The 18,379-nt window shown below is 67.0% G+C and carries 20 protein-coding genes; 8 read left to right on the top strand and 12 right to left on the bottom strand.

Annotated features, from left to right (window positions below; genetic code table 11):
• Nucleotides 1–2 precede the first annotated feature (2 nt).
• From NA2_RS08940 to NA2_RS08920, 5 genes are all read right to left on the bottom strand, one after another.
• On the bottom strand, nucleotides 3–1,007 hold the full coding sequence (locus tag NA2_RS08940) for a cytochrome d ubiquinol oxidase subunit II (protein WP_008596313.1): 1,005 nt from the start codon (nucleotides 1,005–1,007) through the stop codon (nucleotides 3–5).
• A gap of 46 nt (nucleotides 1,008–1,053) precedes the next feature.
• A complete protein-coding gene (locus NA2_RS08935; protein ID WP_008596312.1) occupies nucleotides 1,054–2,418 on the bottom strand; it encodes a cytochrome ubiquinol oxidase subunit I in 1,365 nt (454 codons plus the stop codon).
• A 140-nt stretch (nucleotides 2,419–2,558) separates the two neighbouring features.
• Complete coding sequence (locus NA2_RS08930; RefSeq protein ID WP_008596311.1) at nucleotides 2,559–3,350, bottom strand: DUF2189 domain-containing protein; 792 nt, start codon at nucleotides 3,348–3,350, stop codon at nucleotides 2,559–2,561.
• Nucleotides 3,351–3,482: 132 nt separating this feature from the next.
• A complete protein-coding gene (locus tag NA2_RS08925) occupies nucleotides 3,483–4,691 on the bottom strand; it encodes a cation:proton antiporter (RefSeq protein WP_008596310.1) in 1,209 nt (402 codons plus the stop codon).
• Complete coding sequence (locus NA2_RS08920; RefSeq protein ID WP_008596308.1) at nucleotides 4,691–5,506, bottom strand: YiiX/YebB-like N1pC/P60 family cysteine hydrolase; 816 nt, start codon at nucleotides 5,504–5,506, stop codon at nucleotides 4,691–4,693. Before NA2_RS08920 ends, NA2_RS08925 begins: the two co-directional genes overlap by 1 nt.
• A 293-nt stretch (nucleotides 5,507–5,799) precedes the next feature.
• On the opposite strand from NA2_RS08920, the gene NA2_RS08915 reads away from it, so the two are divergent.
• From NA2_RS08915 to mbfA, 5 genes are all read left to right on the top strand, one after another.
• Complete coding sequence (locus NA2_RS08915) at nucleotides 5,800–6,507, top strand: CerR family C-terminal domain-containing protein (protein ID WP_008596307.1); 708 nt, start codon at nucleotides 5,800–5,802, stop codon at nucleotides 6,505–6,507.
• The gene (locus NA2_RS08910; protein ID WP_008596305.1) at nucleotides 6,507–7,475 is read left to right on the top strand and encodes an HlyD family secretion protein; all 969 of its coding nucleotides are present in this window, start codon (nucleotides 6,507–6,509) and stop codon (nucleotides 7,473–7,475) included. Before NA2_RS08915 ends, NA2_RS08910 begins: the two co-directional genes overlap by 1 nt.
• Nucleotides 7,476–7,592: 117 nt before the next feature.
• Nucleotides 7,593–8,510, top strand: a complete 918-nt coding sequence (locus tag NA2_RS08905; protein WP_008596304.1) for an ABC transporter ATP-binding protein — start codon at nucleotides 7,593–7,595, stop codon at nucleotides 8,508–8,510.
• A complete protein-coding gene (locus NA2_RS08900) occupies nucleotides 8,507–9,640 on the top strand; it encodes an ABC transporter permease (RefSeq protein WP_008596303.1) in 1,134 nt (377 codons plus the stop codon). Before NA2_RS08905 ends, NA2_RS08900 begins: the two co-directional genes overlap by 4 nt.
• A gap of 99 nt (nucleotides 9,641–9,739) precedes the next feature.
• Nucleotides 9,740–10,723, top strand: coding sequence for an iron exporter MbfA (gene mbfA, locus NA2_RS08895; protein ID WP_008596302.1), 984 nt, complete (start codon nucleotides 9,740–9,742; stop codon nucleotides 10,721–10,723).
• A 6-nt stretch (nucleotides 10,724–10,729) separates the two neighbouring features.
• Here the strand turns inward: mbfA and NA2_RS08890 are convergent, their stop codons facing one another.
• The 3 genes from NA2_RS08890 to NA2_RS08880 form a co-directional block, all read right to left on the bottom strand.
• Entirely contained in the window at nucleotides 10,730–11,077 is a 348-nt protein-coding gene (locus tag NA2_RS08890) for an antibiotic biosynthesis monooxygenase family protein (protein ID WP_008596301.1), read from the bottom strand.
• Nucleotides 11,074–11,406 carry an NIPSNAP family protein gene (locus NA2_RS08885; protein ID WP_008596300.1) on the bottom strand — a complete coding sequence of 111 codons (333 nt, stop codon included), beginning with the start codon at nucleotides 11,404–11,406 and terminating at the stop codon, nucleotides 11,074–11,076. The genes NA2_RS08890 and NA2_RS08885 overlap by 4 nt, the downstream gene beginning before the upstream one ends.
• Before the next feature lie 68 nt (nucleotides 11,407–11,474).
• Nucleotides 11,475–11,714 carry a DUF1127 domain-containing protein gene (locus tag NA2_RS08880; RefSeq protein ID WP_008596298.1) on the bottom strand — a complete coding sequence of 80 codons (240 nt, stop codon included), beginning with the start codon at nucleotides 11,712–11,714 and terminating at the stop codon, nucleotides 11,475–11,477.
• Nucleotides 11,715–11,781: 67 nt separating this feature from the next.
• On the opposite strand from NA2_RS08880, the gene NA2_RS08875 reads away from it, so the two are divergent.
• The 3 genes from NA2_RS08875 to NA2_RS22390 all read left to right on the top strand — a co-directional run bounded on the left by NA2_RS08875 (nucleotide 11,782) and on the right by NA2_RS22390 (nucleotide 13,974).
• Nucleotides 11,782–12,471 (top strand): ArsR/SmtB family transcription factor, encoded by a 690-nt coding sequence (locus tag NA2_RS08875; protein ID WP_008596297.1) that lies wholly within the window; start codon nucleotides 11,782–11,784, stop codon nucleotides 12,469–12,471.
• A 109-nt stretch (nucleotides 12,472–12,580) separates the two neighbouring features.
• Nucleotides 12,581–13,627, top strand: a complete 1,047-nt coding sequence (locus NA2_RS08870; RefSeq protein WP_008596296.1) for a M42 family metallopeptidase — start codon at nucleotides 12,581–12,583, stop codon at nucleotides 13,625–13,627.
• A 212-nt stretch (nucleotides 13,628–13,839) separates the two neighbouring features.
• A complete protein-coding gene (locus NA2_RS22390; RefSeq protein ID WP_008596295.1) occupies nucleotides 13,840–13,974 on the top strand; it encodes a hypothetical protein in 135 nt (44 codons plus the stop codon).
• Nucleotides 13,975–14,080: 106 nt separating this feature from the next.
• On the opposite strand, the gene NA2_RS08865 is transcribed toward NA2_RS22390, so the two are convergent.
• The 4 genes from NA2_RS08865 to dut form a co-directional block, all read right to left on the bottom strand.
• Nucleotides 14,081–14,440, bottom strand: a complete 360-nt coding sequence (locus tag NA2_RS08865) for a DUF1850 domain-containing protein (RefSeq protein WP_008596293.1) — start codon at nucleotides 14,438–14,440, stop codon at nucleotides 14,081–14,083.
• Nucleotides 14,437–16,557, bottom strand: coding sequence for a TRAP transporter permease (locus NA2_RS08860; RefSeq protein WP_008596292.1), 2,121 nt, complete (start codon nucleotides 16,555–16,557; stop codon nucleotides 14,437–14,439). Before NA2_RS08860 ends, NA2_RS08865 begins: the two co-directional genes overlap by 4 nt.
• 82 nt (nucleotides 16,558–16,639) lie before the next feature.
• Nucleotides 16,640–17,596, bottom strand: a complete 957-nt coding sequence (locus NA2_RS08855; protein WP_008596290.1) for a TAXI family TRAP transporter solute-binding subunit — start codon at nucleotides 17,594–17,596, stop codon at nucleotides 16,640–16,642.
• Nucleotides 17,597–17,829: 233 nt separating this feature from the next.
• Nucleotides 17,830–18,315, bottom strand: a complete 486-nt coding sequence (gene dut / locus NA2_RS08850; RefSeq protein ID WP_008596289.1) for a dUTP diphosphatase — start codon at nucleotides 18,313–18,315, stop codon at nucleotides 17,830–17,832.
• Nucleotides 18,316–18,379 lie beyond the last annotated feature (64 nt).

The following is an 18,379-nucleotide window of genomic DNA, read 5'->3' as shown; positions in this document are numbered from 1 at the left end:
CCTCAGTCGTAGGACAGGTCGACCGCCTTGCCGCCGAACACCCGGTAGGCATAGATCGTGTAGCCGAGGATGACGGGCAGGACGAAGGCCGTGCCGATCAGGATGAAGGCCAGGCTGTCGGTCGCCGCCGCCGCTTCCCAGATCGTCATGCGCTCGGGCACCACATAGGGATAGAACGAATAGGCAAGCCCACCGAAACCGGCGGCGAAGATCAGCGCCAGCGCGATGAACGGTTTTAGCGAATGGGCGTCGCCTTCGGCCGGCAGCTTCCCGCTGATGCGCCACAGCCACAGGAACAGCAGTCCCGAGACGACCGGCAGCGGCGCCAGCAGGGCCATCTGCGGCCAGGCGAACCATTTGTCGAAGATGCGCGGGCTGGCGAGCGGCGTGGCGAGCGAAACCGCGCCCATGCCGGCCACGGTCAGCACCAGCGCCCGGCGCAGCCAGCGCACCGCCTTTTCCTGCAGCGCCCCTTCCGTCTTGTAGATCAGCCAGGCGGCCCCCATCGCGGCATAGGCGGCGGTAAGGCAGATCGCAGTCAGAAGCGCGAAGCCCATCGCCGGCAGGCCCTGCTGCAGGCCGAGCACGTAGATGCCGAGCATGTAGCCCTGCGCCAGGGCCGCCAGCAGCGACCCGGCGAAGAAGAGCATGTTCCAGCGCCCCTTGCGGTGCACCGGCACCTTGGCGCGGAAATCGAAGGCGACGCCGCGCAGGATCAGACCGAGGAGGAGCACGAAGACCGGCAGATAGAGCGCCGTCAGGATGACGCCGTGCGCCACCGGAAAGGCGACGAGCAGCAGGCCGACGGCCAGCACCAGCCAGGTCTCGTTGGCGTCCCAGAATGGGCCGATGGCGGCGATCATCGTGTCCTTCTCGGCATCGTCGGCGCCTGTGAACAGGATGCCGATGCCGAGGTCGAAGCCGTCGAGAATGACGTAGAGCAGGATCGAGACGCCCATCAGCCCGGCAAAGATGAGCGGCAGCAGGGTCGGCCAGTCGAGTATCATGTCGGGGCTCCTTCCGCCGTGGTCGCGCTTGCCCTGGTCATCGCTGTCACTCCCCCGCCTGCATCGGTTGCGACATGGCGTGGTCGCCGCTGGCGGGGCTGGGCGAGCGGTCGCCTTCCCTGGCCGCCTTCAGCGCCATGTGGATCAAGACGCCCAGATAGACGACCAGCAGAACCGCGTAGAGCGCCAGATAGCCGGCCAGCGTCAGCGCCACATGGCCGCCGGCCACCGGCCCGACGGCGTCCGCCGTCTTGAGCACGCCGGTCACCAGCCAGGGCTGACGGCCGATCTCCGTCGTGTACCAGCCGGCCAGCACACCGACCCAGCCCGAGAGCGCCATCGGGACGAGGACCAGTGCCAGCGGCTTCGGCAGCGTGCCGCGGCGGAAAAGGTAGAAGGCGCCCGCCCAAGAGAACAGGAGCATCGCAAGGCCCACCCCGACCATGATGCGGAAGGCCCAGAACACCGGCATGACCGGCGGATGCTCGCCCTCGAACTGATCGAGACCCGGCACGACGCCGGAGGCGCTGTGCCTGAGGATCAGCGACGCCCCGTTGGGAATGGCCAGCTCGTAACGGTTCTCCTTTGCCGCCTCGTCGGGCAGCGCGAACAGCACCAGCGGCACGTTGGAGCGCGTTTCCCAGTTGGCCTCCATCGCCGCCACCTTGGCCGGCTGGTGCTCGAGCGTGTTCAAACCGTGCTGGTCGCCAGCGAAGATTTGCAGCGGGATCAGCACCGCGCCGACGGCGATGCCCGTCCGGAGCGCCTTCCACATGCTTTCCGAGCGGTCGCCAGCCAGATGGCGCAGGGCCGAGAAGCCGGCGACGAGAAACGCCGCCGTCAGGCCCGAAGCGAGCAGCATGTGGATCAGCCGGTAGGGGAAGGACGGGTTGAAGATCACCGCCCACCAGTCGGTGGCGTAGGCGACGCCGTCGCGCATCTCGAAGCCCGCGGGCGTCTGCATCCACGAGTTCAGCGCCAGGATCCAGAAGGCCGACATGGTCGTGCCGAAGGCCACCAGGAAGGTCGCCAGCGTGTGCACCCGGTTCGACACCTTGCGGAAGCCGAACAGCATGATGCCGAGGAACACGGCCTCGAGGAAGAATGCCGTCAGCACCTCGTAGCCGAGCAGCGGCCCGGCGATGTTGCCGACCGTCTCCATGAAGCCCGGCCAGTTGGTGCCGAACTGGAAGGTCATCGTCACCCCGGAGACGACGCCGAGCGCGAACGAGAGGGCGAACACCTTCACCCAGGTGAAATAGGCACGCATCCAGGCTTCGTCGCCCGTGCGGTTGTAACGCCATTTGAAGAACAGCAGGAACCAGCCGAGCGAAATGGTGATGGCGGGAAACAGGATGTGAAAGGAAATATTCGCGCCGAACTGGATGCGCGACAACAAAAGCGGGTCCATCGAGGTCTCCCGGCTGTGACAACACGGGGGAAGGTAGTCCCGCCTGCCTGCTTCGTCAAAGCGGCGCTCGGTCGCTGTGGCAAGCCGCCACGCTGCGGCAAAGCGCGCAGCGTGGTGCAATCCCGGTCACGTCATGCCGGCTACACGACCAGCTTGCGATAGAGATGCCAGGTGGCGTGGCCGAGGATCGGCATCACCACCGCCAGCCCCGCAAACAGGGGCAGCGAGCCGACGATCAGCGCGCCCGCCACGACGATGCCCCACAGCAGCATCGGCAGCGGGTTCCTGCCCGCCGCCCGAATGGAGGTCAGGACGGCGGCGACGGCGCCGCAATCGCGGTCGACCAGCATCGGAAAGGCGATCGAGGTGGTGATGAGCACGGCCAGCGCGAAGATCAGTCCGATCCCGTTGCCGAGCACCATCAGCATCGACCCTTCGGGCGTGGTGAAGACGCGCTCGAAGAAGGCCGAGGCCGAAACCGGTGCCTCCGGCCCGAACAGGCGCACGTAAAGCCCCTGCGCGACGAGCAGCCAGGCGACGAAGATGATGAACAGCATGCCGCCAACCGCCATGATCGACGGGATCGCCGGCGATTTCAGGACTTCGAAGGCATGCCGCCAGGAGGTGTCGAGACCCTGTTCGCGGCGGCGGCTGATCTCGTAGAGGCCGATGGCGGCGAAAGGGCCGAGCAGCGCGAAGCCTGAGGCGAGCGGAAACAGCAGCGGCAGGGCATTGGCGCCCGAGGCCCAGTAGATCAGCACCACGCCGACAAGCGGATAGATGATGCAGAGAAACGCGTAATGTGACGGCTTTTGCCAGAAATCGTCGAGTCCGCGGCCAAGCGCATCGATCACGTCCGAAGTGGTGATGCTGCGGACGGTCGGCAGCGCCATCGTGTCCTCTGTCCCGGCCATCACGTGAAAACCAGCCATATCGGGCCTCCCGGATTACGGTCGGGCCGCGGGCATGCGGCCCGGCAACAGCGAAGGGGATTATAGCGCGTTCTGCGCCCAGCGGCGAGGCGGACGGGGTCACAACTTGCCGTGAGGCGGGCTCGAGCCGTTTCAGCCGCGCGCCGGGAAGAACAGGCGCTGCGCGAAGGGCGCGCTCACCCCGTGCAGCACCACCGACAGAAGAATGGTGAAGACGGCGATGTTCGTCACTTGCCCGGCGGCGGTGAAGCCGGACTGGTCGACCACCAGGATCAGATAGAGGACGGAAGCCAGCCCGCGTGGACCGAACCAGCCGACGAAAAGTTTCGCCCGGCCGGTCGATCGTGTGCCGAACATGGCGACAAGCACCGGCAGCATGCGCACCACGGTCAGGCTGAGGACCGCATAGAGGAGCGCCGGGGCCAGCGGCGTCTCGAAGGCGCGCGGCAGCATGACGGCTCCGAAGATCAGGAAGGTGAGGTTCGTCAGGATCGACCCTTCCGTCATCGCGAAATTGCTCACCTTCTCGACCGTTTCTGCCGGCAGGCGCCAGCCGAAGGCAAGCCCGGCCATGAACGCGGCCAGAAAACCGTTGCCGCCCATCTGCTCGGCGGCGAGATAGGCCAGCCCCGCCAGTCCGACCATGATCGGCGTCCTCCCGGCCGGGTTCGACAGCGCGCGCTCGAAGGCGAAACCCGCGCATGCCGCGCCGAGATAACCGACCGCCAGCCCGACGGCCGGCCCGAAGACCACCTGCTTCAGGAAGAAGGTGGCATGACCCGCCATGCCCTCGCCGTCGCCGGTGTCGGCGGCCAGCGCCAGCGTGATCAGCAGAAGCGGCAGGCAGAGGCCGTCGTTCAGCCCGCTTTCGACGTCGAGCGCCTCGCGCTCGATCTCCGGCAGCCCGTCATTGCCGAAAACGGGCTGCGCAAGCGCCGCGTCGGTCGGCGTCAGCACGATGGCGAGCACCAGGGCGCCGAACAGGCCGAGCATGGGGAAGAGCGCCAGCCCGGCCAGCGTCCCCGCCAGGATGGTCAGCGGGATGCCGATGAACAGCAGCCGCGCCGAGATGAGCGCCGTCGCCCGCCGGGCGATGACGCTGGAAATGCGGATGTTCGCCGCGTCGCGGAACAGGATGATGACGAGTGTCGCCGTGGCCAGGAACTCGACGACCGCATTGTCGAGTGGCGAGAGCAGCGTCGCGTCGATGCTGAAGAAGAGATAGCCGAGCGCCGTGAACAGCATGGGGCCGGACAGGACCGACGCTTCCAGCCGCCGCGCCACCAGCGAATAGGCGGTGAAGCAGGCGAACAGGAGCACCAGCGCCGTATGGATGTCCATCAGTCGCTCCCGCCGGAAATGGCGGTGGCCTCGCCGTTCTGGTCGCGCGCCCAGAGCAATTTCTTGTAGTCGAAGCCGAAGGCCAGCGTCGGCTTGACGATCTCGAAGAAGGGCGACAGGTCGAAGTCGCGCGGCGTGAACAGCGTGTAGTGACGGATATGCAGGATCTCGCTGCGCGAGAAGGTGGACTGCGCCGAGGCCCTTCCGGGCGCGCGCGTCACCTCGGGCAGGATCGGGTAGCGCACGTTCTGGAACGCCTGGGCGATCAGCGAGGAGCAGATGGCGCGTGTCGGGTCGCCCGAGCCGAGCGCGATCATGCGTCGCCGCCAGCGCACCGGGACGGGTGGGGTCGGCATGAAATAGCGCAAGAGGTCGAAGATGTTGCGCATGTCGTAGCGCAGGCCGAGCTTGCCGATCATGAAGCTGACGATGGCGTCGCGGTCGTCCGGCGTCAGCCCGCTCGCCCGGCAGATGCGCGTGTTGTAGGTGCGGTACTTGGACAGCGGCACGGCGATGCAGCCATCGCCCAGATTGACCTCGATCAGGCGGGGCCGGTCGGACCCGTCTTCCGGTTCTGGCAGGGCGTCGCCGACATAGAGGGCGGCGTGGCTCCAGGTCGACTGGGTCAGATACTTGATCGCCGCCGAGATGCGCTGGTTGCCCTCGATCAGCAGGATGTCGCCCGGCTGCAGCGTCCGGTGCAGCGTCGCCGGGTCGGACGGCGTGTAGGGCTCGTAGCCGGACGATTCGCTCTGCAGACGCCGTGCCAGGAAGCGGCCGAACCGGTCTAGCAGACTGCTGGTTTGTTCGCTCATCGGCCTCACGCTTCGATTCGATGACCCGTCGCTGGCGGAACTTAGAGTATCCGTGATGGTCAAGAAAGGGCGGGAGTCACTTCCGCATTTCCAGGAGAGCATATGGGCGATCAGGTCCCGGCATGCCACCCCTCCACAGCCCAACGCCGCCAAGCGGCGATGCCGGATGCCTCGACGCATCCCGCATTTCCGCCATCCGGAGCATCCGAGCACCCGGGCATCCAGCGATCCGCGGTAACACGCAGGTTGCGACTCCCGTTGACTTTATTCAAACGATTGATTAAAGAAGACCCATGAACCGTTCCACCGAACCCGATAGCGGCCTGCGCGGCCGCCTCACCTCCGCCGAGCACACGCGGCGCTCCCTCGTTCTGGCGGCCCTGAAGCTGTTCGGCGAAAAGGGCTTCGAGGCGACGACGACGCGCGAGATCGCCACCCGCGCCAAGGCGAACATCGGCTCCATCTCCTATCATTTCGGCGGCAAGGAAGGGCTGCGCACCGCCTGCGCCGACCACATCGTCGCCCTGCTCGGCACGGCGGCCGGTAACGCGCTCGATCTCAACCTGCGCGAAACGGCGCATACCCCCGCCGAGGCGCGGGCGCTGCTCCGCAGGGCGCTCCAGGGCATGACCGGCTTCATCATCGCCAGCGAGGAGGCGGGACTGATCGTCCAGTTCGTGCTGCGCGAGCTGGCCCATCCGACCGTCGCGCTCGACCGCATCTATGACGGCGTCTTCGCGCCGGTCCACGAACGCTTGTGCCAGGTCTGGTCGACCGCCACCGGCACGCCGGCGGACAGCCAATCGACCCGGCTGACCGTCTTCACCCTCATCGGCCAGATCGTCTATTTCCGCATCGCCAACGAGGCCGTCCGCCGCCGCATGGGCTGGAGCAGGATCGGCGAGCGGGAGGCCACCGCCATCGCCGCCATCGCCGGCAACAATCTGGACGCCATTCTGGCCGCGCACGGCGCGCCCGGCGGCCGCGAGGAGAACACATGATGAGCCTTCTCTGCTCCATACCGCTCATGGCGGGCCTGTTCACGGCCTGCGCCGGCGACGCGCCGCTCGCGGTCGGCTATGTGGAGGGCGAGTACGTGCTTCTGGCGCCCGTCGAGATCGGCCAGGTCGCTTCCGTCTCCGTGCACCGCGGCGCCCGGGTCGAGGCGGGCACTGTGGTCGCGGCGATGGATGCCACCGGCGCCGGGATCGCCGTCACCCAGGCGGAAGCGGCGCTTGCCGAGGCGGAGGCCCAGCTTGCCGACCTGAGGAAGGCGAAGCGCCCCGAGGAGATCGCCGTGCTCGAGGCCGCGCTCGCCTCAGCCAATGCCGAGGCGGCGGAAGCGGGCCGCGTGCTTGCCCGGACACGCGACCTCTTCCGGCGCGGCATCGCCACAAAGGCCGAACTCGACAAGGCGGAGACGGCGCAGGTGCTGGCCGATACGCGCATCGGCCAGGCCGAGGCCAATCTGGCCGTCGCGCGCCTGCCCGCCCGCGCCGAGGCGATCAACGCCGCCGCCAAGCGGCGCGACCAGATGCAGGCGGCGCTGGCGCAGGCGCGCTGGCGGCTTTCGGAACGCAGCATCAGGGCGCCCGTCGCCGGCCGTGTCGACGACATCATCCGCAATGCCGGCGACGTCGCCGGTCCGTCCGCGCCGGTGGTGTCCCTGCTCCCCGATGGCGGCGTCAGGCTGAAACTCTACGTGCCGCAGGAACGGTTTTCCGCTGTCTCACCCGACACGCGCCTGTCGATCAATTGCGACGGCTGCCCGCCCGGCCTGACGGCGCGCGTCTCCTATGTCTCCCAGGAGCCGGAATTCACCCCGCCGGTGATCTACTCGCTGGAGACGCGCCAGAAGCTCGTCTACCTCGTCGAGGCGCGGCCCGAGGGCGAGGCGGCGGCCCTGCAGCCCGGCCAGATCGTCGATGTCAGGCTGGCGCCGGATGCGATGGCGAGCAGTGAGCCGTAACGGGAGCACGCCCCGCCTCCCGTTGCTTCAGAAGACGCGTTCCCCAAACCGCGCCTTCCGCCCACTGCTCACCTTTTTGTCCGGCCCGTTCGGAGGAGCCGATCCATGCAAGCTGAAATGAACGCCATCGACGTGCGCGGCCTCGTCAAGCGCTTCGGCGACAAGACCGTCGTCAACGACGTGACGATGCAGGTCGCCAGGGGCGAGATCGTCGGCTTTCTCGGTCCCAACGGTTCCGGCAAGACGACGACGATCCGCATCATGTGCGGGCTTCTGACGCCGGACGAGGGCGAGGGCACCGTGCTCGGCTTCGACCTGCGGACCGAGGGTCTGAAGATCAAGCGCGAAGTCGGCTACATGACCCAGCGCTTCTCCTTCTACGAGGACCTGACGATCGCGGAGAACCTCTCCTTCGTCGCGCGGCTCTACGATCTGAAGCCGGTCGGCACCCATGTGGACCGCACGCTTGAGGATCTCGGCCTGTCCTCGCGGCGCGACCAGCTTGCCGGGACGCTTTCCGGCGGCTGGAAACAGCGGCTGGCACTCGCCGCCTGCATCATGCATCAGCCCAAGCTGCTGCTGCTCGACGAGCCGACGGCAGGCGTCGATCCCAAGGCGCGACGCGATTTCTGGGACGAGATCCACCGGCTCGCCGCCGACGGGCTGACGGTCCTCGTCTCCACCCACTACATGGACGAGGCGGAACGCTGCCACCGCATCTCCTATATTTCCTACGGCACCATGCTGGCGACGGGATCCGTGACCGACGTGGTGCGCGATGCCGGGCTGGTGACCTATCTCGTCGACGGGCCGAAGCTGGAGACGCTGGCCGCCGAACTGCGCAAGCGCCCCGGCGTCGAGCAGGTGGCGCCCTTCGGTGCCAGCCTGCATGTGGTGGGTTCGGACGAGGCGGCGCTGAAGGCCGCGCTCGCTGATCTTGAGGGCCGCGCGGGCGTGACGGTGTCGCGCGGCGAGACGAGCCTCGAGGATGTCTTCATCCAGTTCATGGCCAATTCGACGGACAACATGCAATGAGCGGACTGTTCTCGTTCAGCCGGCTTGCGGCGCTGCTCATCAAGGAGTTCATCCAGATGCGGCGCGACCGCATCACCTTCGGCATGATGCTGGGCGTGCCGCTGATGCAGCTCGTGCTGTTCGGCTATGCGATCAACAGCGATCCCAAGGCGCTGCCGGCGGCGCTGGTTTCCCTCAGCCAGGACCACTACAGCCGGGCCATGGTCTCGGCGCTGGAGAACACGGACTACTATCGCTTCGACCACGTGGTGGGGAGCGCGGCGGAGGCCGAGCGGCTGATGGCGAGCGGCGCGGTGGTCTTTGTCGTCACCATCCCGTCGGATTTCGCCCGCCGGGTCGACCGGGGGCAGCGTCCGCAGATCCTGATCGAGGCCGACGCGACCGACCCTTCGGCCGCGTCGGGGGCGATCTCGACGCTGGGCACGGTCGCCTCGGAGGCGCTGCTGCGCGAACGCGGCGTGCCGGCATCGGAGGCGGCGCCCGAAGACCGGCTCGAGGTGATCGTCCACCGCCGCTACAATCCCGAGGGCATCTCGCAGTACAACATCGTGCCCGGCCTGCTCGGCGTCATCCTGCAGATGACCATGGTGATGATGACCTCCATCGCGCTGACCCGCGAACGCGAGCGCGGCACGATGGAGAACCTGCTCGCCATGCCGGCAAGCCCGCTGGAGATCATGCTCGGCAAGGTGCTGCCCTATCTCGTGGTGGGAGCGGTGCAGGTGGCCGTCATCCTCGGCGCGGCGAAACTTCTTTTCGCCATCCCCTTCGTCGGCTGCCTGTCGCTGCTGCTGGCGGCCGTGCTCGTCTTCGTGCTGGCGCTCGTCCTGCTCGGCTACACGATCTCCACCATCGCCCGCACGCAGATGCAGGCGCTGCAGCTCACCTTCTTCTTCTTCCTGCCGTCGATCCTGCTGTCCGGCTTCATGTTCCCGTTCCGCGGCATGCCGCAATGGGCGCAATGGCTGGGAGAAACTTTCCCGCTGACGCACTTCCTGCGGATCATCCGCGCCGTGATGCTGAAAGGGGCGGACTTTCCGACGGTGGCATTCGAGACGGGCATTCTCGCGCTGTTCATCGTCATCTATGCCGGCTTCGCGCTGATGCGGTTTCGCAGGACGCTGGATTGAGACCGGCGCATCATGAGTTTTAGAATTATTCTAAGTTATTGACGCAGCACCGCTCGCCTTTTATATTAGAATTATTCTAAACAAGGAATTGCCCGAACCATGCTGTCCCGCTTTTTCGGCGCCCATCGGCGGCCCTTCTCGTCCCTGAGCGAACAGGAAATTCTCGCTCTCGCCATCTCCTCGGAGGAGGATGACGGGCGCATCTACCGCGCCTATGCCGACGGCCTGCGCGACGATTTTCCGCATTCGGCGGCGGTCTTCGACGAGATGGCGGAGGAAGAGGACGGGCACCGCGCCGCCCTCATCGCCCTGCACCAGAAGCGTTTCGGCGATCGCATTCCGCTGATCCGCCGCGAGCATGTGCGCGGCTATTACGACCGCAAGCCCGACTGGCTGGTGCGGCCGCTCGGCCTCGACAAGGTGCGCGTCCAGGCGGAGGCGATGGAGGAGCAGGCGCACCGCTTCTATCTGGAAGCCGCCAGGCGCACCGGGGATGCGGGCACGCGAAAGCTGCTCGGCGACCTCGCCGCGGCGGAGAAGAGCCACGAGTCGCTCGCCCGCCGCCTTTCGGAAAAGCACCTGGGCGAGGAGGAGCGCGCCGAGGAAGACACGGCGGCGCACAAGCAGTTCGTCCTCACCTATGTGCAGCCGGGCCTCGCCGGCCTGATGGACGGCTCCGTCTCGACGCTGGCGCCGATCTTCGCGGCCGCCTTCGCCACGGGCGACACGTGGCAGACCTTCCTGGTCGGCCTCGCCGCCTCCATCGGCGCCGGCATCTCGATGGGTTTCACGGAGGTCGCCTCGGACGACGGCGTCATCTCGGGCCGCGGCTCGCCGATCAAGCGCGGCATCACCACCGGCCTGATGACGACGCTCGGCGGCCTCGGCCACGCCCTGCCCTACCTGATCCCGCATTTCTGGACCGCGACGGTGATCGCCTTCGCCATCGTCTTCATCGAGCTGTGGGCGATCGCCTGGATCCAGAACCGCTACATGGAAACGCCGTGGAGCCGGGCCACCTTCCAGGTGGTGCTCGGCGGCGCGCTGGTCTTCGCCGCAGGCATGCTGATCGGCAATGCCTGACGCCGCTCATGCGCCATGCAGCGCGCGGCTGTCCTGCGGGGCTTCCGCGCGCTCGGCCATGCCGTAGTCGCGCAGCACATGGGCGATGCGCAGCCGGTAGCCGGCAAATATGCCACCCCGGCCGGCCCGCTGCGCCTGCCGGTGCTCTTCCGTGTTGCGCCACGCCTTCACCGCCTCCTCGTCGCGCCAGAAGGACAGCGACAGGACGCGGTTCGGATCGGCGAGGCTCTGGAACCGCTCGATGGAAATGAACCCGTCGATGCCGTCGAGCAGCGGGCGCAGGTCGGCGGCGATGCCGAGATAGGCGTCGCGCCGGCCTTCCGCCGGCTCGACCTCGAAGATGACCGCGATCATGCCGCCACCCTCTCGCCGTGCGGCGCGGAGGCGAGCTTCAGGAAGATGCGGTCTTCCCTCAGAATGAAGCGCTCCCGCTTCGCGAATTCATAGTTCGCGCGCCCTTCCGGGCTGGCGGCCAGCCGCGCGCGATAGGCCTCGTATGCGGCAAGGCTGTCGATCGTGTAGACGCCGTAGGCCGTCGTCGCGGACCCCTCATGCGGGGCGAAATAGCCGATGAGACCGGCGCCGGCACGCGGGATCGCCTGTCCCCAGTTGCGCGCATAGGCCTCGAACGCCTCGCGCTTGAACGGGTCGATCTCGTAGCGGATGAAACAGGTGATGCTCATGGATGGTCCTCCGGTTCTGGATGCTGCCATGCTTCGTTCGGCATGGAAATATGCGGCGGCAATCCGCGCTAGGCTCTCCAGAAGGGTTTTGCGCATTCGCGCTCCACGTCCCGCCGGGTGAGGCCGATATCGGCAAGCTGATGGTCGTCGAGTTCCGCCAGATGGCGGCGCTGGCGATAGCGGGCGGATGCCCTGGCGAGACGGATGCACAATGTTCCAATCCGGGCGCCGATGCGGCGCAAAAGGCCGGGGGCAGGCGCGTCGGGCCCGGTGGCGGACAGTTTTGGGGAATGGCCGGTGCTGCGCATCGCTCTCTCCTTCGATGAGGACAGAATAGCAATTGATCGACCGGCATAGTTTGGTTATCGTCTAACTATGAAAGCAGGAACCGACCTTGCGCAGATTGCCAGCCTCGTCGGCGACCCGGCGCGGGCCAACATGCTGGCGGCGCTGATGAACGGCGGCGCGCTGACGGCCAGCGAACTGGCGGCGGAGGCCGGCGTCACGCTGCCGACGGCGAGCGCGCATCTCTCCAAGCTCAGCACGGGCGGGCTGATGCGCATGACGCGCCAGGGCCGGCACCGCTACTACGCCCTCGCCGACCATCAGGTGGCCGGCATGTTGGAATCGATCATGGGCGTGGCGGCGTCCCTCGGGCCGAAGAAGGTGTTGCCCGGACCGCGCGACAACGCCATGCGCGAGGCGCGCGTCTGTTACGACCATCTGGCCGGCGAGAGGGGCGTCGCCATGTTCGACGCGTTCGTCGGGCGCGGCCTTCTGGCCGTCAGCGGCGAGGATGTCGGCCTGACGGAGCGGGGAACCGCGTTCTTCTGCGATTTCGGCATCGACATCGCCGCCATGCAAGGCCGGCGACGGCCGGTCTGCCGCTCCTGCCTGGACTGGAGCGTGCGCCGCTCGCATCTGGCCGGCGGCCTCGGCGCCGCGGTCCTCGAGCGCTTCGTGGCGCTCGGATGGGCACGCCGCGAGAAGAATTCGCGCGTCATGCACTTCACGCCGCCCGGCCGCGCGGGCTTCGAGAGGATGCTGCGCGATGATGCGGGTTAGCCGCCCCTGAGCCAGCGTGAAACGGGGACGTGGCCGTTTCCTTCCGCGCCGCCCTGCGCCATGGTCGCGGTCCACCATTGATTCCAACAAAACTCTGCCGGGGACACTGATGAACACCGAACTGCTGCGCAGGCTCTGCGAGACGCCGGGTGCGCCGGGTCATGAAACGCGCGTCCGTGCCCTCATCGAAAAGGAGATCGACGGCCTTTTCGACGAGGTGCGGACCGATCCGATGGGCTCTCTCCTGTGCGTGCGCAAGCCGCGCAAGAAAACCAAGGGCGACCCGCTCAAGGTCATGCTTCTGTGCCACATGGACGAGATCGCCTTTCTCGTCACCCATGTGACCGAGAAGGGATTCCTCCATCTCGACCCCGTCGGCGGTTTCGATCCGCGCAACCTGTTTTCCCGCCGCGTGCTCGTCTGCACCGAGAGCGGCGACCACAAGGGCGTGATGAACCCGGCCGGCAAGCCGATCCACATTCAGGGACCGGACGAGCGCAAGAAGGTGCCCGAGCCCGGCGAGTTCATCGTCGACATGGGGCTTGGCGAAAAGGCACGCGATCTGGTGCAGGTCGGCGACTTCGTCGTCATGGACGAGCCATTCCTGGAGATGGGCGAGAAGTTCGTTTCCAAGGCGCTCGACAACCGTGTCGCCTGCTGGCTCGGCATCGAGGCGATCCGGGCGCTCGACAAGGCGGGCGCAAAGCACGCCTGCGAGATCCACGTGGCCTTCACGGCGCAGGAGGAGGTGGGCCTGCGCGGCGCCCGCACGGCCGCCTATGCGGTGAAACCCGACATCGGCCTCGGCATCGACACGACGCTCGCCTGCGACACGCCGGGCATCGGTGAGCACGAGGCCGTGACGCGGCAGGGCCAGGGTTTCGGCCTGCATGTGAAGGATTCGTCCTTCATCGCCGACCAGGCGCTGGTGCGCGAGGTCGAGCAGCTCGCCAAGAAGAAGGCGATCCCCTATCAGCGCACCATTCTGGCCCGCGGCGGGCAGGATGGCGCGGCGGCGCAGCAGGCGGCGGCCGGCGCGCGCGCCGTGGGCATCGTGGTGGGCACGCGCTACATCCATACGGTGACCGAGATGGTCGACCGCAACGACCTTCAGGCCGCGCTCGACATCATCGTCGCCTATCTCGGCGAGAAGTGAATCCCGACCGCCGCCGCGCCGCGCCGACTGTGGCGCGGCGGCCACACCATCCATCCTTGCTGCAACAAGACCCGAATTGCGCCATCAAAGCGGCACAAATCACAGCGAAATCCGGCCGGCATTCACGGAGCGTTCACTTCGTGCGTGTACTTATGACCCTATAAATCAAACAGGCGGTTTTTGGAGGAGCCGCCACCGGTTGGACATGAACCATGGCACTCATCATTCGCCTCCTTGCCGTTCTTCGCGAATTCATCGCGCCGCGCTATCACCCGGAACGCCACTACATGCGTGGTCCCGGCCCGGCTTGCCGCAAGCGCAGCGACGGCTCGCCCAAAGCCGCCTGACGCCGGCTGGATCGCCGCGCATCCCTTCGGACGCACAAAGGACGATCTGAATCATAGACGGGCATCGGAACAACCGAAAACCGGATTCCACTTTCAGTCCGGCTCCCTACCCGCAGTATCTGAGGATCACCGGTTTGCCGGCTTCGGCGCCGATCTCGTGGCAGGTCCCGGCAGCGCAGAGCCGCCAGCCGGAGCCGGTCGCACCCGATGCGGCCAGCACGAGCTCGGCCTGCGGCGGCAGCGGCGGTCGATAGCGCCACCAGCCTTCCGAAAAGCGCGCCTCGGGCGGCGGCTCCATGCCCGCGCCGGAGCCCTGCACGCGCGCCTCAACGATCTCCAGCCCGGCGGGCGAGACGCGCCAGTCCTCCTCCCAGCGGATCTTCTCCACCGAATGCGTCCAGGACAGGGTGAACAGCGTGGCGGCGATGGTCGCCGCCTTGCCGCCCGCCAGGACGCAGAGGCTCATTCGGGCGTCCGTTCCACCGCCGGTTCAGCCGCCCGGCCGCGCGTGCGGTACCAGTGCACCCCGGCAAACAGGGCCGCCAGCGCAAAACCGATCTCGTCGGTGATCGGCAGGGCGGCGACCAGGGTGAACGCGGCGACGGCCGCCAGCAGGCGTTCCCAGATGGCGAGCCTGGCGCGGAGGAAGCCGATCACCGCGGCGCCCCACAGCGCGATCGCGACCAGTGTCTTGAAGACGATGTAGGCGACCGCCGGATAGTAGCCGATGGCCTCCGCCAGCGGGCCGCCATCCTGCAGCATCAGCGCCGGAGTGTAGACCGCCATGAACGGGATGACGAAACCCGCCGCGGCGACCTTGATCGCCTCCATCGAGATCTTCAGCCCGCTCTCCTTGGCGATCGGCCCCGCGGCGAAGCAGGCCAGCGCCACGGGCGGCGTCAGGTCGGCGAGGATGCCGAAATAGAACACGAACATGTGGCTGACGATCAGCGGCACGCCCAGCTCCAGCAGCGCCGGCCCGGCGATGGTCGAGGTGATGATGTAGTTGGGGATGGTCGGGATGCCCATGCCCAGCACGATGCAGGTGATCATCGTCAGCACCAGCGACAGGAACAGGCTCGTCTCGCCGACCGAAACGATGAACTGGCCGAACGTGTTGGCCACGCCCGTCAGGGTCATCGTCCCGATGATGATGCCGACAACCGCGCAGGCCACGCCGACGGGCAGCGCCGTCTTGGCGCCCTCGGCCAGCGAATCCCGGCACAGCGCCAGCGTCCTGCGGCCGCCGTCGACGAAGACATTGGCGAGGATCAGCAGCACCGCGGCGATCAGGATCGGCTGGATGCCGAAGCGGAAGAAGCTGGCGGCGACCACACCGAGGCCGACCCAGAAGATGATGCGCAGCACCTGCGACGGCAGGCCGAGCGCCACCGAGCCGCCGAGGATCAGCAGCACCGTCAGCGACAGGCCGATCGTGCCGGCGAACAGCGGCGTGTAGCCGGTGAACAGGAGATAGACGAGAACGGCCAGCGGCAGGATCAGATACCAGCCCCTGCGCAGCGCGGCGCGGGGCGACGGCAGTTCCGAGCGCGGCAGGCCGAACAGACCGTATTTGCCGGCTTCCAGATGGACCATCCAGAAGGCCGAGGCGAAGTAGAGCAAAGCGGGGATGATCGCCGCCTTGACCACCTCGTAATATTCGATGCCCAGCGTCTCGGCCATGATGAAGGCGACGGCGCCCATCACCGGCGGCATGATCTGTCCGCCCATCGACGCGGTCGATTCGACGCCGCCGGCAAAGGCGGCGCGATAGCCGAAGCGCTTCATCAGCGGAATGGTGAACTGGCCGGTGGTGACGACATTGGCGACGCCCGAGCCGGAAATCGTTCCCATCAGCCCCGACGAGATGACCGACACCTTGGCCGCGCCGCCGCGCGCATGGCCGACGAGACCCAGCGAGACGTCCGTGAACAGGCGGATCATGCCCGCCCGCTCCAGGAAGGAGCCGAACAGGATGAACAGGAAGATGTAGGTTGCCGACACGTAGATCGGGATGCCGTAGATGCCTTCCGTGCCGTAGGCCATGTGGTCGATGACCTGCGCGAAATCGTAGCCGCGATGGTTGAGCGGCGCCGGCAGGTATTCGCCGAACAGGCAGTAGGCGAGGAAGGCGCCCGAAATGATCGGCAGCGCCGGACCCATCAGCACATAGGCGGCGGCGAAGACGGTCACCAGCGCGACCACGCCGAAGACGATGTCGAGCGGTAGGGGATCGCCGGCCCGCAGCAGGAGCGGCTTGTACTCGATATGTTGGTACAGCGCGACCGCGACGCCGGCGGCGGCGAGCGCCCAGGCCAGCGCTTTCAGCGCCCTGCCCTTGTCGCGCGCCTGCACCACCAGCGGGAACACCAGCAGCATCAGGAAGCCCACATGATAGGCGCGCTGGACCTGGCTCGGCAGGTTCAGCACATGGGCGGCGGTGGCGATCTGGTAAGCCGAGAAGGCGACCGCGATCCAGAACAGAATGCGCCCCATCTGGTCCGTGCCGAATTCGCCATGGCCGGTTTCTAAGAGTTCTGGCGCGGCCGGGCTTTCCGCCTGGCCCTGCTGAATATTCGTCATCGGACGCTGCTACCTGTGTCGAGTGGGCTGATCAGACGAATGAGCCCCGCCCGGATTCCGGGCGGGGCTCGTTTCGGAGCCTCTACAGGAGGCCCTTTTCCTTGTAGTAGCGCTCGGCGCCCGGATGCAGCGGCAGCGGCAGGCCCTTGGCGCCGTTCTCGGCCGCGATCGCCTTGGCGGCGGCATGCGCGGCCACCATGTCGGGCAGGTTCTCGAAGAGCTGCTTGGTCATCTCGTAGGCCACGTCGTCCGACACGTCGGAATGGGTGACCAGGATGTTGGTGATGGCCAGCGTCGGCACGTCCTCGGCCTGGCCCTCATAGGTGCCGGCCGGAATGGTCGCGGCGAGGAACGGCGCGCCCAGCGTCTCGGCGACCGAGGCCGGAACCGACACGACGGTGACCGGCAGCGAGAGCGCAAGGTCCTTGATCGAGGCGACACCGAGGCCAGCCGACTGCAGCGTGGCGTCGAGCTGGCGGTTCTTGATCAGCTCGACCGATTCGCCGAAGGGCAGGTATTCGGTCTGGCCGAGATCCTCATAGCTCATGCCCATCGCTTCGAAGATGCGGCGCGCGTTGAGCTCGGTGCCGGATTTCGGCGCGCCGACGGACAGGCCCTTGCCCTTCAGGTCGGCGAAGTCCTTGATGCCGGACTCCTGCGAGGCGACGATCTGGATGTAGTTGGGATAGATGGCGGCGATGCCGCGCAGCTTGTCGAGCTTGGCCGAGAAGCCCGCCTCCGCGTCGCCTTCCCAGGCCGACTTGACGGAATCGCCGAGCGCGAAGCCGATCTCCCCCTTGCCCTGCTGGAGCAGGTTGAGGTTCTCGACCGAAGCCTTGGTCGACTGCACCTGCGTGCGCACGCCATCGATCTTCTCGCCGTAGATCTTGGCGAGCTGCGCGCCGAGCGGATAGTAGACGCCCGACGTGCCGCCGGTCAGGACGTTGATGAACTCCTGCGCCACGGCGCCGCCTTGCGCGATGCCCAGCGACAGCGCGACAGCGCCGGCTGCTAAGATCTTCCTGCTTGTGTGAAACATGATTGTCTCCTCCAGTGTCGAACGTTGCTGGCAAGCCCGCGGGCCCAAGCCATCGGAAGACTGTAGAGCACGCTGCGCCCTTGCCAACCGGAAAAGGGGCGAATAACGGGCCTCGAAGACAATTTCAACGCGAAAAACGACCTGTCCGAGGCGGCGCAAAGCCTTACGCCGCGGCAGTTTCAGCATCATTGTAGTACAATAGTATAGTACGGCAGACGAATGACCCGGAGGCGTCAGGCAACGCCCGTCGAGCCAAATCCTCCGGCGCCGCGCGCCGTCTCACCCGCCTCGGTCCGCTCCTCGACGACGGCCCGGCAGACCGGCGCGATCAGGAGCTGCGCGATGCGCAGCCCGCGCGTGATGGCGAAATCGTCCTCGCCATGGTTGATCAGGAGCACCTGCACCTCGCCGCGATAGTCGGAATCGATGGTGCCCGGCGCATTGAGGCAGGTTATGCCGTGCTTCAGCGCCAGGCCCGAGCGCGGCCTGATCTGGCCTTCGAAACCCTCCGGAATCTCCAGCGTGAAACCCGTCGGCACCAGCACCCGGCGGCCCGGCAGGAGGACGATGCGGCGGTCCTCGGGAACGGCGGCGCGCAGATCCATGCCGGCAGCGCCGGCGGATTCATAGGCCGGCAGCGGCAGCCCCTCGCCGTGCGGCAGGCGGATGACGCCGAGCGTGGTTCCGATCACGGGCATGGAAGAGGAGGGGCTGGACATGACGGTGATCCTGTTTCGGCGAGCGGGACGTCATGATCGTCTCGCGCTTTTTGCGCCGGAATTC

It is taken from the genome of Nitratireductor pacificus pht-3B, assembly GCF_000300335.1.
Classification (GTDB): Bacteria; Pseudomonadota; Alphaproteobacteria; order Rhizobiales; family Rhizobiaceae; genus Nitratireductor; species Nitratireductor pacificus.
The sequence above is the reverse complement of the archived record's forward strand: the minus strand, read 5'-3'. Positions and strand labels throughout refer to the sequence as shown.